The 14441-nt window shown below is 68.7% G+C and carries 15 protein-coding genes; 13 read left to right on the top strand and 2 right to left on the bottom strand.

What is annotated here, in order from left to right; translation table 11 throughout:
* Positions 1–271 precede the first annotated feature (271 nt).
* Entirely contained in the window at positions 272–1024 is a 753-nt protein-coding gene (locus AC1DO7_RS01840) for a GntR family transcriptional regulator (protein ID WP_441613658.1), read from the bottom strand.
* Positions 1025–1184: 160 nt separating this feature from the next.
* Between AC1DO7_RS01840 and AC1DO7_RS01835 the strand changes: the two genes are divergently transcribed.
* The 5 genes from AC1DO7_RS01835 to AC1DO7_RS01815 are packed head-to-tail and all read left to right on the top strand — an operon-like array spanning position 1185 to position 5672.
* Positions 1185–1466 carry a UxaA family hydrolase gene (locus AC1DO7_RS01835; RefSeq protein WP_441613659.1) on the top strand — a complete coding sequence of 94 codons (282 nt, stop codon included), beginning with the start codon at positions 1185–1187 and terminating at the stop codon, positions 1464–1466.
* A 54-nt stretch (positions 1467–1520) separates the two neighbouring features.
* Positions 1521–2696 (top strand): UxaA family hydrolase, encoded by a 1176-nt coding sequence (locus AC1DO7_RS01830; RefSeq protein WP_441613660.1) that lies wholly within the window; start codon positions 1521–1523, stop codon positions 2694–2696.
* On the top strand, positions 2696–3631 hold the full coding sequence (locus tag AC1DO7_RS01825; protein WP_441613661.1) for a hydroxyacid dehydrogenase: 936 nt from the start codon (positions 2696–2698) through the stop codon (positions 3629–3631). Before AC1DO7_RS01830 ends, AC1DO7_RS01825 begins: the two co-directional genes overlap by 1 nt.
* On the top strand, positions 3628–4632 hold the full coding sequence (locus AC1DO7_RS01820; protein ID WP_441613662.1) for an Ldh family oxidoreductase: 1005 nt from the start codon (positions 3628–3630) through the stop codon (positions 4630–4632). Before AC1DO7_RS01825 ends, AC1DO7_RS01820 begins: the two co-directional genes overlap by 4 nt.
* A gap of 56 nt (positions 4633–4688) precedes the next feature.
* Complete coding sequence (locus AC1DO7_RS01815; protein ID WP_441613663.1) at positions 4689–5672, top strand: Bug family tripartite tricarboxylate transporter substrate binding protein; 984 nt, start codon at positions 4689–4691, stop codon at positions 5670–5672.
* Between the two features lie 25 nt (positions 5673–5697).
* On the opposite strand, the gene AC1DO7_RS01810 is transcribed toward AC1DO7_RS01815, so the two are convergent.
* Positions 5698–6630, bottom strand: coding sequence for a LysR family transcriptional regulator (locus tag AC1DO7_RS01810; RefSeq protein ID WP_441613664.1), 933 nt, complete (start codon positions 6628–6630; stop codon positions 5698–5700).
* A gap of 207 nt (positions 6631–6837) precedes the next feature.
* Between AC1DO7_RS01810 and AC1DO7_RS01805 the strand changes: the two genes are divergently transcribed.
* The 8 genes from AC1DO7_RS01805 to AC1DO7_RS01770 all read left to right on the top strand — a co-directional run.
* Positions 6838–7551, top strand: coding sequence for a succinate dehydrogenase/fumarate reductase iron-sulfur subunit (locus AC1DO7_RS01805; RefSeq protein WP_477115725.1), 714 nt, complete (start codon positions 6838–6840; stop codon positions 7549–7551).
* Positions 7548–7901: a succinate dehydrogenase gene (locus AC1DO7_RS01800; RefSeq protein ID WP_441613666.1), complete on the top strand. Its 354-nt coding sequence runs from the start codon at positions 7548–7550 to the stop codon at positions 7899–7901. The genes AC1DO7_RS01805 and AC1DO7_RS01800 overlap by 4 nt, the downstream gene beginning before the upstream one ends.
* The gene (gene sdhC / locus AC1DO7_RS01795; RefSeq protein ID WP_441613667.1) at positions 7898–8251 is read left to right on the top strand and encodes a succinate dehydrogenase, cytochrome b556 subunit; all 354 of its coding nucleotides are present in this window, start codon (positions 7898–7900) and stop codon (positions 8249–8251) included. Before AC1DO7_RS01800 ends, sdhC begins: the two co-directional genes overlap by 4 nt.
* Positions 8252–8316: 65 nt before the next feature.
* On the top strand, positions 8317–9312 hold the full coding sequence (locus tag AC1DO7_RS01790; RefSeq protein ID WP_441613668.1) for a Bug family tripartite tricarboxylate transporter substrate binding protein: 996 nt from the start codon (positions 8317–8319) through the stop codon (positions 9310–9312).
* 106 nt (positions 9313–9418) lie between these two features.
* Positions 9419–10294 carry a fumarate hydratase gene (locus AC1DO7_RS01785; protein ID WP_477115724.1) on the top strand — a complete coding sequence of 292 codons (876 nt, stop codon included), beginning with the start codon at positions 9419–9421 and terminating at the stop codon, positions 10292–10294.
* 2 nt (positions 10295–10296) lie between these two features.
* Positions 10297–10911: a fumarate hydratase C-terminal domain-containing protein gene (locus AC1DO7_RS01780; protein ID WP_441613670.1), complete on the top strand. Its 615-nt coding sequence runs from the start codon at positions 10297–10299 to the stop codon at positions 10909–10911.
* Positions 10908–12635, top strand: a complete 1728-nt coding sequence (locus AC1DO7_RS01775; RefSeq protein WP_441613671.1) for an L-aspartate oxidase — start codon at positions 10908–10910, stop codon at positions 12633–12635. The genes AC1DO7_RS01780 and AC1DO7_RS01775 overlap by 4 nt, the downstream gene beginning before the upstream one ends.
* 238 nt (positions 12636–12873) lie before the next feature.
* Positions 12874–14441, top strand: a 1568-nt coding sequence (locus AC1DO7_RS01770) for a thiamine pyrophosphate-binding protein (protein ID WP_477115723.1), incomplete at its 3' end; no start/stop codon positions are given.

Raw genomic sequence — 14441 nt, 5'->3', positions numbered from 1 at the left:
TGCGGGCGGCTTGCGGGGGCTTGAGACGGAAAGCCGGCCGCGCAGGCGAGTGGCGCCGGCGCCACGCTGCACGCGGTATGGATACGGTCAGGCCGCTATCCTATCCCGAAGGGCGGCAGCGTGCCGCGCCCCAGCGTGTGGCGCTGACATCTCCTGACAGTACGCTGTCAGGAGGAAATGGGGACGAATACGCGAAAAGGAAGCGTGGCGGCGCCGCCCGCAGCCCGCGGAAGCCGCAAAAGCCGCAACACAGCCGGAATCCAGGCGGAACTCAGCTTTCTTCCCTGGGCATCTGCGAGACGACGAACTCATGCTCGGCGGTGTTCAGCGTCGAGACCCGCCATTCCACCGCTTGCCGGTGGAAGGAAAACGCCACGCGGTGGATCCGCATCAGCGGCGCGCCCGGCTCCACCCCCAGCAGGGCCTGCTCCCGCTCGGTCGCCAGCACCGAGCGCAGGCGCTCTTCGGTCTGGATCACGTTGACCCCGAAGGCTTCCTGGTAGAAGTTGTACAGCGTATTGGGCCGGCCGCGCAGCATCGCCTCGCCCAGGCCGGGAAACAAGCGCTCCGGCAGCACGATGTCGTCGATCATCACGGGACGTTCGTCCAGCGACAGCACGTTGGTGAAGTGCAACGCGCGCTCGCCGGCCTCGAGCCCGAGCAACGCGCATACGCTCTTGTCGGCCCTGGCCTTGCGGAACGACTCCAGCTCCACCGTCGGGTAGCCGCGATGGCCGTCCTCGTGGATCACCTTGAAGAAGCGGAAGAAATGATCGTCGCGCCGGTGCGTGGCGACGAAGGTGCCGCGGCCCTGATGCCGGATCAGCAGGTTCTCCGCCACCAGTTCGTCGATGGCCTTGCGCAGCGTGCCGATGGACACGCCGAAGCGTTCGACCAGTTTCTTCTCCGACGGTATCGCTTCGCCGGGCTTCCATTCRCCGTCCGCCAGCGCCTGCAGCGCTTGCCGTTTCACGTCCTTGTACAGCACGCCGCCGGGGGGAGGGATATCTCGCAGGTTGCTCATGGCTTGGTGATATTTCTGGATACATCGAATGTACCAGAGATTCACTCATACAACTCATACATATGACATAGTTGACATGAAGGAATTCCCCTCCTATTCTTTGCTTCATCGGTCGCCGCCCAAAACATGCTGCGCCGTAACAAAACCCACAGGAGGAGCAATGATTCACGTTGTGCTGCACGATGCAAAAGACACCGTCGCCGTCGCGGTGGTCGAGGGGATCCAGGCCGGGACCGAGCTGAACGCCTGGATCATGGACGAGGACAAGATCATCTCGGTGGTGGCCAAGCAGGCCATCCCGATCGGGCACAAGGTGGCGCTGCGCGACATGGGCGTGGGCGAGACGGTCTACAAGTACGGCATCGACATCGGCAAGGTGGTCGCCGCCATCAAGGCCGGCGACCATGCCCATGTCCACAACATCAAGACCAAGCGCTGGTAAGCCGCGCCCGCCTTCCCCGCTCGTCCCCCGTACAACATACCGAGAGAACATCCAATGTCCGTCATCGACAACCAGACCACCTTCCGGGGCTATCGCCGCGACAACGGCCGCGTCGGCGTGCGCAACCACGTCATCATCCTGCCGCTGGACGACCTCTCCAACGCCGCGGCCGAAGCCGTCGCCGTCGCCATCAAGGGCACCATGGCGATCCCGCACCCGTACGGCCGCCTGCAGTTCGGGCCCGACCTCGACCTGCACTTCCGCACCCTGATCGGCGCGGGCAGCAATCCCAACGTGGCCGCCGTCGTGGTGATCGGTATCGAAGACGGATGGACCAAGAAGGTGGTGGACGGTATCGCCAGGACCGGCAAGCCGGTGGTGGGCTTCGGCATCGAAGGCCACGGCGACCACGACACCATCATGCGCGCCTCGCGGGCCGCCAAGGAGTTCGTGCAGTACGCCACCGCGCTGGAACGCGTGGAATGCCCGATCAGCGACCTGTGGGTGTCGACCAAGTGCGGCGAGTCCGATACCACCTCCGGCTGCGGCGCCAACCCGACCGTCGGCAACGCCTTCGACAAGCTGCACCCGCTCGGCACCACGCTGGTGTTCGGCGAGACCTCCGAACTCACCGGCGGCGAGCACATCGTGGCCGCGCGCTGCGCCAATGCCAAGGTCCGCGAAGAGTTCATGATGATGTTCAACCGCTACCAGGGCATGATCGACCGCTGGAAGACCACCGACCTGTCCGAGTCGCAGCCGACCAAGGGCAATATCGCTGGCGGCCTGACCACCATCGAGGAAAAGGCGCTGGGCAACATCCAGAAGATCGGCAAGAAGTGCACCGTCGACGGCGTGCTGGACAAGGCCGAGGAACCGACCGGCCCCGGGCTCTGGTTCATGGACTCCTCCTCCGCCGCCGCCGAAATGGTCACGCTGTGCGCCGCCGCGGGCTATGTCGTGCACTTCTTCCCGACCGGCCAGGGCAATGTCATCGGCAACCCGATCGTGCCGGTCATCAAGCTGTGCGCCAATCCGCGCACCGTGCGCCTGATGAGCGAGCACATGGACGTGGACTGCTCCGGCCTGCTGCAGCGCGAGCAGACGCTGGACGAGACCGGCGACAAGCTGCTCGAATGCATGATGGCCACCATCAACGGGCGCTGGACCGCCGCCGAGGCGCTGGGCCACCGCGAGTTCGTGCTCACGCGCATCCACGAGTCCGCCTGATGAAACAGGTCTGCATCAGCGAGTTCATGGACGCCGATGCGGTGGCGGTGCTGGACCGTTGCGTCCGGCTGCGCTACCAGCCGGACTGGGTCGACCAGCGCGATGCCCTGCTCGGCGCGCTGGGACAGGCCGATGCGCTGATCGTGCGCAACCGCACCCGGGTCGACACCGAGCTGCTCGACGCCGCCCCGGCGTTGCGCGTGGTCGGCCGGCTCGGGGTGGGGCTCGACAATATCGACGTCAGGTCCTGCGAGGCGCGCGGCATCCGCGTGATCCCCGCCACCGGCGCCAACGCGCGCTCGGTGGCCGAGTACGTGGTCACGACCGCGCTGCTGCTGATGCGCGGGGCCTACCTGAGCCACGCCGGCATGGTGGCAGGCAAGTGGCCGCGCGCGCGCCTGTCCGAAGGCCATGAAGCCCTCGGCAGGACGCTCGGGCTGGTCGGCTTCGGCGATATCGGCCGGCTGACGGCGCGGCTCGCCACGGCGCTGGGCATGCGGGTGGTGGCGCACGACCCGATGTTGCCCGGCGACCATCCGGCGTGGCGCGAGACCGGCGCGACCCCGCTGGCACTGGAGGCATTGCTGGCCACCGCCGACGCGGTGAGCCTGCACGTGCCGCTGGTGCCGGCCACGCGCCACCTGATCGACGCGAAGCGCCTGCGCGCCATGAAACGCGGCGCGGTCCTCATCAACACCGCGCGCGGCGGGGTGGTCGACGAGGCCGCGCTGGCGGCGGCGCTGCACGAGGGCTGGCTGGCGGGCGCGGCGCTCGACGTCTTCGAGACGGAACCGCTGGGCGCCGCCAGCGTGCTGGCCGACGCGCCGAACCTGGTGCTGACGCCGCATATCGCCGGCGTCAGCCACGAGGCCAACGTGCGCGTATCGATGATGATCGCGGACGCGGTCAGGAACGCACTGGGAGTCACCGTATGACGATGTATCGTGCAGAAGAACTGGTACGCCGCGCCACGCAGGCCCTGCGCCATGCCGGCGCCGGCGCGGCGCAGGCCGAACCGACCGCGCGCGCGCTGGTGCAGGCTGACCTCGCCGGCCTGCCCTCGCACGGCGTGTCGCGCGTGCCCATGTACGTGGCGCACCTGCGCCACCGGCGCGTCAACGGCGACGCGCAGCCCGTCATCGCGCGGCAGACGCCGGGCTCCACGCTGGTCGATGCGCAGGCGGGCTTTGCCTTTCCCGCCTGCGCGCTGGCCGTGTCGGCCGCCGTGGCGAGCGCGCGCGAATGCGGCATCGGCGCCGGCGTGGTGACCAACAGCCATCACTTCGGCGCGGCGGCGCTGCATCTCGATCCCGTGGCGCAGGCCGGCATGATCGGCATCGCCATGGGCAATTCGCCCGCGGCCATGCCCGCCTGGGGCGGCAGCAAACCCCTGTTCGGCACCAATCCGATCGCCGCGGTGTTCCCGCGCAAGGATGCCGAGCCGCTGGTCATCGACCTGTCGCTGTCCGAGGTGGCGCGCGGCAAGATCATGGTCGCGGCCAAGCAGGGCAAGCCCATTCCCCTGGGCTGGGCGCTCGATGCCGAAGGCAGGCCCACCACCGACGCCCAGGCCGCCTTGCGCGGCTCGATGCTGCCGGCGGGCGGCGTCAAGGGCGCCATGCTGGCCCTGATGGTGGAACTGCTGATCGTGTCGCTGGCCGGCGCCCGCTTTGGCGCGGAAGCCGACTCGTTCTTCGAGGACGCGGGCAACCAGCCGCGTATCGGCCAGTTGTTCCTGGCCTTCAACCCGGCCGGCTTCGCCGGCGACGCCACTTACCACGCCCGGCTCGAAACCCTGATCGCGGCTATGCTGTCGGACCGCGGCACGCGCGTGCCCGGCGCGCGGCGCACCGACGCGCAGGCGCGCGCGCGCGAGCACGGCATCGACATTCCGGAAGCCCTCGACAAGGAGCTGCAAACCCTCTCGCAAGCCTGACCGCACAACATGCACGGCGCCCGCCAGAAGGCGCCGGTCCCACCCCAGGAGACAACATGAATTGCACCTTCGTCCGACGCATTGCCGGCTCGTCGCTGGTACTGCTTGCGCTGCTGGCGGTACCGGCCGGCGCGAGCAACGCGCCCGCACCCTTCCCGGCCAAGCCGGTCCGCTATGTCGTGCCGTTTGCAGCAGGCGGCCTGACCGACATCTCGGCGCGGCAGGTCGGCCAGTACCTGGCCGAGGAATGGAAGCAGCCGGTGGTGGTGGAGAACAAGCCTGGCGGCAACGCGAATATCGGCGCGGCGGAAGTCGCCCGCGCCGGCGCGGACGGCTATACCTGGCTGGCGGTGACGCTGGCGCATTCGTCCAATGTGTCGCTGTTCCCGCGCCTGCCCTTCAATATGCAGAAGGACCTGGTGCCGGTCGCGCGCATCGCCTCGTCGCCGATGATGGTGGTGGTGCCGGCCAGCTCGCCGGTCAAGTCCCTCAAGGACCTCGCCGAAGCGGCGCGCAAGGGCCGCCTGAGCGCCGGCTCGAGCGGCAATGGGACGCCTCCGCACCTGGCGCTGGCGCTGTTCGAGCGGCTCAGCAAGACCAGCATCGTCCATGTGCCCTACAAGGGCGGCACCCCCTCCCTCACCGACCTGATCGGCGGGCAGATCGACGTGGTGTTCTCCAATTTCCCGGAATCGCTGCAGAACGTGAAGGGCGGCAAGCTGCGCGCCCTGGCCGTGACGACGCGCGAGCGCCATCCCTTGATGCCGGACGTGCCGACCGTGGCCGAGGCCGGCTTCCCGGATCTCATCGTCGAGAACTGGACCGGCCTGATGATGCCGGCGGGCACGCCGCAGGCAGTGATCGACAAGGTCGGCAACTCGGTGACGAAGATGCTGGAGGACAAGGGCGTGCGCGATCGCATCATCGCCAGCGGCTTCACGCCGGCGCCGCTGGCGAGCGCGGCCTTCGCGACCTACTTCAACAGTGAAGTCGCGCGCTGGGCCAGGCTGATCAAGGAACAGGACATCCACGCCGACTGACCCCGGCGCGTCCTCGCGGCGGGTATCACGAGGCTGTGCGCCGCGCGTGCACGGTCTGTGCCGGCTTGCCGCCGCGAATGGCCCCACTGTGCCGGAAGTATCCCTTGATGACGTCGGTGAATGCCGTGCGCGCATGTGTCGTGCGCTCCAGCAACCCTACGTGGCGCCACACGTCGATACCCTCGAGCGGCACCAGGCGCAGCAGGCTGTCGCCCTCCCACGTGACATTGGCAAGGCGCGGCACGATCGATACGCCAAAGCCCTGGCGAACCAGTTCGATGATCGCTTCGTTCGAGTTCAACTGCATGCTCTCATTCACCGTGACGCCACACCGGTCCAGTACCTCCTGCACCAGGTTGCCTGTCCACGTGCCCGGCTCGAAGCGGATGAAGGGCGCTTCGCGTAGGATCTCCATGCCCTCCCCGGGCAGGAAGAAATGCGGGTGGCGCGGCACGATCAGCACCATCGGCTCCGTGTACAGCTCGGTCCATACCAGGTTCGCGGCCAGGGCGCGCGGCGAGCGCGTAACCACCGCGGCGTCCAGTTCGCCCTGCTCGACCTTGAGGGCAAAAGCGGCCGAGAGGCCGGCGAACAGGCGCACGTCGAGCCGCGGGTGTTCCTGCTTGATGGTCCACAGTGCGTCGGCGAACGCGCCCATCAGCACCGACACCAGCGCGCCCACCAGCACCGTCCCCGACAGGCCGTCTTCCCGCCCGGCCGCAAGCGCCTCGTACCGCTGCACCAGCGCCTCGAGCTCCGGGACCATGCTGCGCCCGGCGGGATTGAGAATCGCGGCGCGCGCGCTGCGGTCAAACAACTGGCAGTTCAGGTCCTCCTCGAGCGCGCGGATCTGCAGCCCGACRGCCGCGGGCGTGAGTCCGACCTGCTTGCCCGCGGCTGCCAGCGTGCCGTACCGGGCCACTGCCAGGAAGGTCTTGATGGTACGGATGGAAGGCATCGGCGCGGCTCCAGGCAAGCGGCAAGCGGGATGCGCCTGCGCAAGAAGCGGCACGCGCGAACGCAAAGGTTTTCTTTATCTGGACAAGAGAATTACTAGCTTTTTGTTCGCAACGCAATCCGAAACAATACGAAAAGAAGAGCGAGCAGACCGGTCCCCGGCGCCCAAGGCCGCGGCGCACTGAACACCACCCCCGAGACGATCCCCATGACAACACTCAACGTTCGTGTATGGCGCGGCAATGAGGACGGCGAGTTCGTCGTCTACACGGTGCCGCGCAACGCCAGCCAGACCATCCTCGATGTGGTGACCTACATCCAGCGTCATCTCGAACCGGACCTGGGCTACCGCTTCGCATGCCGCGTCGGCATGTGCGGCTCCTGCGCCATGACCGTCAACGGCAAGGCTTGCTGGACCTGCCGCACGCACGTCGCGAAAGTCGCGAAAGGCAATGCGCTGGAGATCGCCCCGCTGTCGAACCTGCCGGTGATCAAGGACCTGGCGACGGACATGAGCACGTTCTTCGACAAGTGGGCTGCCGCGAAGGGACAGTTCAAGGGTGCGGCGACGCGGCACGACCCGTTCGCAAGCGTCGCGCCGGCCTCGCCCGAGCGCAAGGCCGCCGATGCCGGCATCGAGTGCATCGGCTGCGGGGTCYGCTACGCCTCCTGCGATGTGGTCGGCTGGCGCCCCGACTATCTCGGGCCGGCCGCGCTGAACCGCGCATGGACGCTGGTCAACGACGTGCGCGACGTGCGGGGCGCCGAGCGCCTGCGCGCGGTTGCCGGCGACGCCGGTTGCCACAGCTGCCACACGCAAGGCTCGTGCACCGAGCGATGCCCCAAGCAGCTTGCGCCGACCGCCGCCATCGCCGGCCTCAAGCACAAGGTCGCCAAGGCCGCCATGAAGGGGGAGCTATGAACGAGACCCTGTCGGTCGCCACCCAGGCCAGGCTCTGGTACTGGCAGCGCCTCAGCGCCATGGTGCTGGCACTGTGCGTGGTGGGGCATATCGCCGTGATCATGGTCGCCGTGCGTGGCGGCTTGTCCGGCGCCGAGGTGCTGGCGCGCACGCGCGGCAACTGGCTGTTCGGCGCCTTCTACGCCTGTTTCGTGCTGGCCTGTACCGTGCACGTGCCGGTCGGCCTGATGCGCATCGCCGAGGAATGGCTGGCCTGGCGCTCGCGCAGCGTGGTCGCCGCCGCGTGGCTGTTCGGCGCGTTGCTGGCCTGCGCCGGCCTGCGCGCGGTCTACGCGGTGGTGATGCCATGAAGAAGAACGACATGCGCGCGCGCAACCACGCCGCCTACTGGGCCTTCCTGATCCACCGGCTGTCGGGCCTCGGGCTCGCGCTTTTCCTGCCGCTGCACTTCTGGGCGCTCGGGCAAGCCATCCATGGCGAGGCGGCCCTCGACGGCTTCCTCAGGCTCGCCGACAACCCCTTGTTCAAGGCCGGCGAGTGGGGCCTGGTGATCCTGCTGTCGCTCCACCTGATGGGCGGCATCCGCCTGTTGCTGATCGAGTTCCGGCCATGGACCGGCCTGCGCAAGGACTGGATCGCGCTCAGTCTCGGCGCCGGGCTGTGCACTGGCCTGGCGTTCATGCTTTCGCTGTTTTCGTAGGCCGACCACGATGAGCGCCGCCGCATGAAGCGGCGCCATTTCCACCTGCACAAAAGGAGACCGCAATGACGTTGTCCGCATCATCCACAAGCCGCAGGATCTGGGCTTCGCTTAGCCTGTGCGCCGCCACGGCGCTCTGCGTCGGGAGCGCCCGCGCCGATACGTGGCCCAGCAAGCCGGTCACGATGATCGTTCCCTTCGCGGCGGGCGGCAGCACCGACGTGCTCGGACGCGTGGTCGGCCAGAAGCTGGGCGAAATGTGGAAGCAGAGCGTGGTGATCGAAAACCGGCTGGGCGCGGGCGGCGCGGTCGGCGCGCAGGTGACGGCAAAAGCCCCGGCCGACGGCTACACGATGATGCTGGCCTCCGGCAGCATGTTCACCGTCAACCAGTACATCTACCAGCGACTGCCCTATAGCGCGAGGGACTTCGCCTTCATCACCAGCGTGGCGAGCGGGCCCATGCTGGTGGTCGTGAACCCGGGCCTGCCCGCCAGGAACCTGAAGGAGCTGGTCGCGCTGGCGAAGTCGCAGCCGGGCAAGCTCAACTTCGGCTCCGCCGGCACCGGCAGCCAGGTCCACATGGCGGGCGAGGCGTTCGCCGATGCCGCCGGCGTCAATATCACGCACGTTCCCTACAAGGGCGAATCGCTGGCCTACAACGACCTGATGGCCGGGCAGCTCCAGCTGATGGTGGGCAATATCGCGGCCGCGTCGCAGTTCGTGAAGGGCGGCAAGCTGCGCGCGCTCGCGGTCACCGGCACCGAACGCTCGCCGATGCTGCCCGACGTGCCTACCGCGACCGAAGCCGGCCTCACGGGCCTGGAAAACGTCACGGGCTGGTTCGGCTTCGTCATGCCGGCCGGCACCCCGCCCGACATCCTCAGCAAGGTCCAGCAAGACACCGTCAAGGTGCTGGCCGATCCCGACACCCAGGCGCGCCTGCTTGCGCAGGGCATGAAGCCGGTCGGCAACACGCCGCAGCAACTGGGCACGGCCATCGCCGCGGAATCGCTGCGGTGGGAGAAGGTCGTCAGGAACCGCAACCTCACTGCCAACTGAGCGCCAACTGAGCGCCAACCTAGCGCCAGCCGGGCGCGAGACAAAACGCAGGACCGGCGCGCCGGCGAGCGCCGGCAACCATCGCAGCCAAGCATCGGGGACCAGCATGCAAATCAATCTTTCCGCCCTGGAGGACACGGCCAGGGAACTGTATATCCGCGCGCTGAAGATCCTGCCGCCCGACGTCAAGGCGGGCATCGGGCGCCTGCAGGCGCAGGAAACCTCGGCCACGGCGCGCAGCGTCCTGGCCACCATGAGCAAGAACATCGCCATTGCGGAGCAGACCGACAACCTGCTGTGCCAGGACACCGGCGTGCCGATCTACAACATGGTGATCGGCACCGGCGTCGCGGTCGACGGGCATGCATTCAAGCAGGCCAYCCGCCGCGGCTGCGAGCGCGCCACGCGCGAACATCCGCTGCGCTCGTCGGTGGTGCACCCGCTGACGCGCCAGAACAACCATACCTCCTGCGGCATCGAGGTGCCGGTGATCCATATCGACTTCGACGACACGCCCGGCCGGCTGACGTTGGAGATGGTGCCCAAGGGCAGCGGCTCGGAGAACAACTCCTTCCTCAAGATGGCGATTCCCGCCGAGGGCATCGATGCGATCAAGACCTTCGTGATCGACAGCGTGATCGCCGCAGGCGGCAAGACCTGCCCGCCGACGATCGTCGGCGTCGGCCTGGGCGGCACTTCGGACCTGTGCGTGGCGCTCGCCAAGCGCGCCGCCACGCGCGCGCTCGGCACGCGCTGCGCCGACCCCGCGGGCGCGGCGCTGGAAGCCGAGCTGTCGCTGGCAGTCAACCGGCTCGGCGTGGGCCCGCAGGGCCTGGGCGGCGATGCGACCGCCTATGCGGTGCATATCGAGCTGGCCTCCACGCACATCACCATGAACCCCATCGCCGTCAACATGCAGTGCCACTCCGCGCGCCGCGCGAGTGCCACCTTCAGCGCTGACGGCGTCAGCTACGGATTCTGACCATGGCGCACTACGAACTCTCCATGCCCGTGACCGAGGAACAGGTCCGCCGGCTGCGCGTCAACGACACCGTGACCTTGCAGCAGACCCTGTTCGGCATCCGCGACGCCACCCAGATCCACATGTTCGACCGGCAGCGCACCACGCGCTTCGACCTCGCCGGCCACGCCGTGATCCACACCGCGCCCAATGTCCGCAAGGTGCCCGCCAGCGCCGAGCACCCCGCCGGCTACCAGCCGGTGTGCATCGGCACCACCACCTCGGACCGCATGGAGCGCTTCACCCAGCCGCTGATGCGCCGGTGCGGGGTGCGCATGATCGTGGGCAAGGGCGGCATGCGCGAGGATTCGCTCGCGGCGTTCGGCGAACTGGGCGGTGCGTACCTGGCCATCATCGGCGGCACCGCCGCGCTCGAGACCACATGGGTCGAGCAGATCGAGGACGTCGATCTCGACGACCTCAACCCGGAATCGCTGTGGAAGTTCAGGATCCGTGATTTCGGGCCCCTGCTGGTGGCCATGGACAGCCACGGCCAGAGCCTCTATACCGCCGTCAGGCAGAACACCGCCGACCAGCGCGCCGCCGTGCTGGCCAGCCTTGGAGTGGCAAAGCCATGAAAATCACACGACTGCAGACCGATGTGCTGATCCTCGGTTCCGGCGGGGCGGGCCTGTTCGCCGCCCTGCACGCGCACCAGAACGCGCCGGAACTCTCGATCACCGTGGCGGTGAAGGGGCTGCTCGGCAAGTGCGGCTGCACCCGCATGGTCCAGGGCGGCTACAACGTGGCGCTGGCGCAGGGCGATTCGGTCGAGCGCCACTTCATGGACACCGTGGAAGGCAGTAAATGGCTGTCCGACCAGGAGCTGGCCTGGACGCTGGTCACCAAGGCGGTGGAGCGCATCCACGAACTCGAGAACGAACTGGGCTGCTTCTTCGACCGCAACCCCGACGGCACGGTCCACCAGAAGGCCTTCGCCGGGCAGACCTTCGACCGCACCGTGCACAAGGGCGACCTGACCGGCATCGAGATCATCAACCGGCTGGCCGAGCAGGTCTGGAGCCGCGGCATCGGCCGGCTGGAGGAGCACCGCGCGGTCGAGCTGATCAAGACCCCCGATGGCCAGGCATTGGCCGGCGTGCTGATGATCGACATGCGCAGCGGCGAGTTCGTCTTCGTGCAGGCCAAGGCGGTGCTGCTGGCCACCGGCGGCGGCCCGACCATGTACAAATTCCACACGCCATCGGGCGACAAGAGCTGCGACGGCCTGGCGATGGCGCTGCGCGCCGGGCTGCCCCTGCGCGACATGGAGATGGTGCAGTTCCACCCCACCGGGCTGCTGGCCGGCACGGACACGCGCATGACCGGCACGGTGCTCGAAGAGGGCTTGCGCGGCGCCGGCGGCTACCTGCTGAACGGGAGCAAGGAACGCTTCATGCACAACTACGATGCGCGCGGCGAGCGTGCCACGCGCGACATCGTCTCGCGCGGGATCTACGCCGAGATGCGTGCCGGCCGGACTTCGCCCAACGGCGGCGTCTATATCCAGATGGGGCATCTCGGCCCGGACAAGGTGCGCAAGCAGTTCAAGGGCATGGTGGAGCGTTGCGGCGACTGCGGCTTCGATCTCGCGGGCGACCTCGTCGAGGTGGTGCCGACCGCCCACTACATGATGGGCGGCCTGCAGTTCCGTCCCGACTGCAGCACCGAACTGCACGGCCTGTTCGCCGCCGGCGAGGATACCGGCGGCGTGCATGGCGCGAACCGGCTCGGCGGCAACGGGGTCGCCAACTCGACCGTGTTCGGCGGCATCGCCGGCGACAGCATGGCAGCCTGGACCCGCCGCAACGGGGCGCTGCGCGCGCCCGATGAAGCCGCCATCGCGGCCGCTGTCGCGGCCATGGAGGCGCCCTTCGGCCAGCGGCCGGGCAGTCTCGAACCGGTCCGCGAGGCGCTCTTCGACTGCATGTGGGACGAAGTAGGCATCATGCGCACGCGCGATGGCCTGCTGCGGGCCCGTCATCGCCTCGCGGAGCTGGAGCGCACGCTGCTGGCCACCGGCGTGGCCGACGGCCAGCGCGGGTTCAACGTCACCTGGCATGACTGGATGAACCTCAGGAGCCTGATCGGCGTTAGCCAGGCCATCGTGGAAGCCGCGCTCTCACGCGAAGACTCGCGCGGGGCGCATTTCCGCGAAGACTTCCCGGCCACCGGCGACCTGCCAGGCTCCAGCTTCACCGTGGTGCGCCAGCGCGGCGGCACGCTGCAACTGACCCGCTCACCCGTGCAGTTCACCCGCGTCGCTCCGGGGCAGACGATTCTGGAGGAGGAGGCGGCCTGAGGAAAGTCCGGAGGTGGAGGAGAGCTGAAGAAGAGATGACGGCGCTGGTCGGCAACCTCAAGGGTGGCAAACTGCGGGCTGTGGTGACCACTTCGCCGCAGCGCCTGCCGGCCCTGCCCGAGGTGCCGATGGCAAGCGAGGCCGGGCACCCCCCGGCGGCGCTCAACGTCGAAGCCCTGGTCATCATGTACGAGCAACCCGGCAAATCCCTCGATATCCAGCTCAAGCAGGAAAGCAAATGGCGAAGTCTCACCGCGGCGCAGACGCGCTCGCCGGCACGCTGGCACAGGCCGGCGTCAAGCGCATATTCACCTTGTCGGGCAATCACATCATGCCGGTCTTCGACGCCTGCCTCGACGCCGGCGTCGGGCTGCTGCACACGCGCCACGAGGCCGCCACCGTGCACATGGCCGATGCCTGGGCGCGCCTGACCGGCGAGTTCGGCGTGGCCATGGTCACCGGCGGGCCCGGCCACGCCAATGCGGTCTCCGCGCTCTACACCGCGCAGATGTCGGAGTCGCCGCTGGTGTTGCTGTCGGGCCATGCGCCGAACCGGCAGCACGGCTTCGGCGCCTTCCAGGAAATGCGCCAGGCCGAGATGGCGGCGCCGGTAGCCAAGGCAGCCTGGACCTGCGCCGGCGCGGACAGCATCGCCGCCGACATGGCGCTGGCCATGCAGATCGCGGCCTCCGGCCGGCCCGGCCCGGTGCACCTGAGCCTGCCCACCGATGCGCTGGAGGACGCCGTGCGGGAGGCCGGCGTGCCCGCCTCCATCGCCGTCCCGGCGCACGCGCCCGCGCTCGCTGCGCAGGACGCATCCGCCGTGCTGTCGGCGCTGGCGGGCGCGCGGCGCCCGCTGATCCTTGCCGGCCCGGCCTGGCTGACCGCGCGCGCACGCGTGCGCACCGCCGAGCTGGAGGCGCGCACGGGCATTCCCGTGGTCGGCATGGAGAGCCCGCGCGGCAACAACGATCCCAGCCTCGGTGCATTCGYGCAGATGCTGGCGCAGGCCGACTGCGTGCTGTTGCTGGGCAAGCGCCTCGACTTCACGCTCAGGTTCGGCGGCGCGCCCGCCTTTGCGGCCGACTGCAGCTTCCTGCAGATCGATGCTGACGAGAGCGAGCTCGCGCGCAGCCGCCGCGCCGCCGGCGACCGCCTGCGCTTCGCACGGCGCGCGGACGTCGGCAGCGCCATCGCGCAGCTCGTGGCCGGAGCAAGCGGGCCGCAGCGGCACCGCGCGTGGCTGGACGAAGTGGCGGCCGCCATCCGCTACCGGCCCGATGCATGGAACACCGCCACGGCCGCCGGGGCGCTGCACCCGGTCCAGGTATGCCGCCCGCTGCAAGCCATCCTGGATAGCCACCCGGATGCGGTGCTGGTGTCCGACGGCGGCGAGTTCGGGCAGTGGGCGCAGGCGTGCCTGCATGCGCCGCACCGCGTCATCAACGGGCCCGCGGGCGCCATCGGCGCGGGCCTGCCGATGGCGCTGGCGGCACGGCTGGCGCAGCCGGATGCGCCAGTGATCGCCATGATGGGCGACGGCACCACCGGCTTCCATGTCGCGGAGTTCGATACCGCGGTGCGCTACGGCTTGCCGTTCGTCGCCGTGGTCGGCAACGACGCGCGCTGGAATGCCGAGTACCAGATCCAGCTCAACAGCTATGGCAAGGAGCGGCTGGTCGGCTGCGAACTGCTGCCCACCCGCTACGACCAGGTGTGCGCGGCCTTCGGCGGGCACGGCGAGCTTGTGCAGGCGCCGGACCAGCTCTTGCCTGCCGTGCGGCGCGCCATCGCATCGGGCCGTCC

This window comes from Cupriavidus sp. 05N40 (assembly GCF_056397305.1).
This window is presented reverse-complemented; position numbering and strand designations above follow the sequence as displayed.

What these genes read in the sequence shown, in the direction of transcription:
- AC1DO7_RS01835 (WP_441613659.1), top strand. Translation starts at nt 1,185, where the DNA reads ATGATTCACGTTGTGCTGCACGATGCAAAAGACACCGTCGCCGTCGCG.
- AC1DO7_RS01830 (WP_441613660.1), top strand. Translation starts at nt 1,521, where the DNA reads ATGTCCGTCATCGACAACCAGACCACCTTCCGGGGCTATCGCCGCGAC.
- AC1DO7_RS01825 (WP_441613661.1), top strand. Translation starts at nt 2,696, where the DNA reads ATGAAACAGGTCTGCATCAGCGAGTTCATGGACGCCGATGCGGTGGCG.
- AC1DO7_RS01820 (WP_441613662.1), top strand. Translation starts at nt 3,628, where the DNA reads ATGACGATGTATCGTGCAGAAGAACTGGTACGCCGCGCCACGCAGGCC.
- AC1DO7_RS01815 (WP_441613663.1), top strand. Translation starts at nt 4,689, where the DNA reads ATGAATTGCACCTTCGTCCGACGCATTGCCGGCTCGTCGCTGGTACTG.
- AC1DO7_RS01800 (WP_441613666.1), top strand. Translation starts at nt 7,548, where the DNA reads ATGAACGAGACCCTGTCGGTCGCCACCCAGGCCAGGCTCTGGTACTGG.
- sdhC (WP_441613667.1), top strand. Translation starts at nt 7,898, where the DNA reads ATGAAGAAGAACGACATGCGCGCGCGCAACCACGCCGCCTACTGGGCC.
- AC1DO7_RS01790 (WP_441613668.1), top strand. Translation starts at nt 8,317, where the DNA reads ATGACGTTGTCCGCATCATCCACAAGCCGCAGGATCTGGGCTTCGCTT.
- AC1DO7_RS01780 (WP_441613670.1), top strand. Translation starts at nt 10,297, where the DNA reads ATGGCGCACTACGAACTCTCCATGCCCGTGACCGAGGAACAGGTCCGC.
- AC1DO7_RS01775 (WP_441613671.1), top strand. Translation starts at nt 10,908, where the DNA reads ATGAAAATCACACGACTGCAGACCGATGTGCTGATCCTCGGTTCCGGC.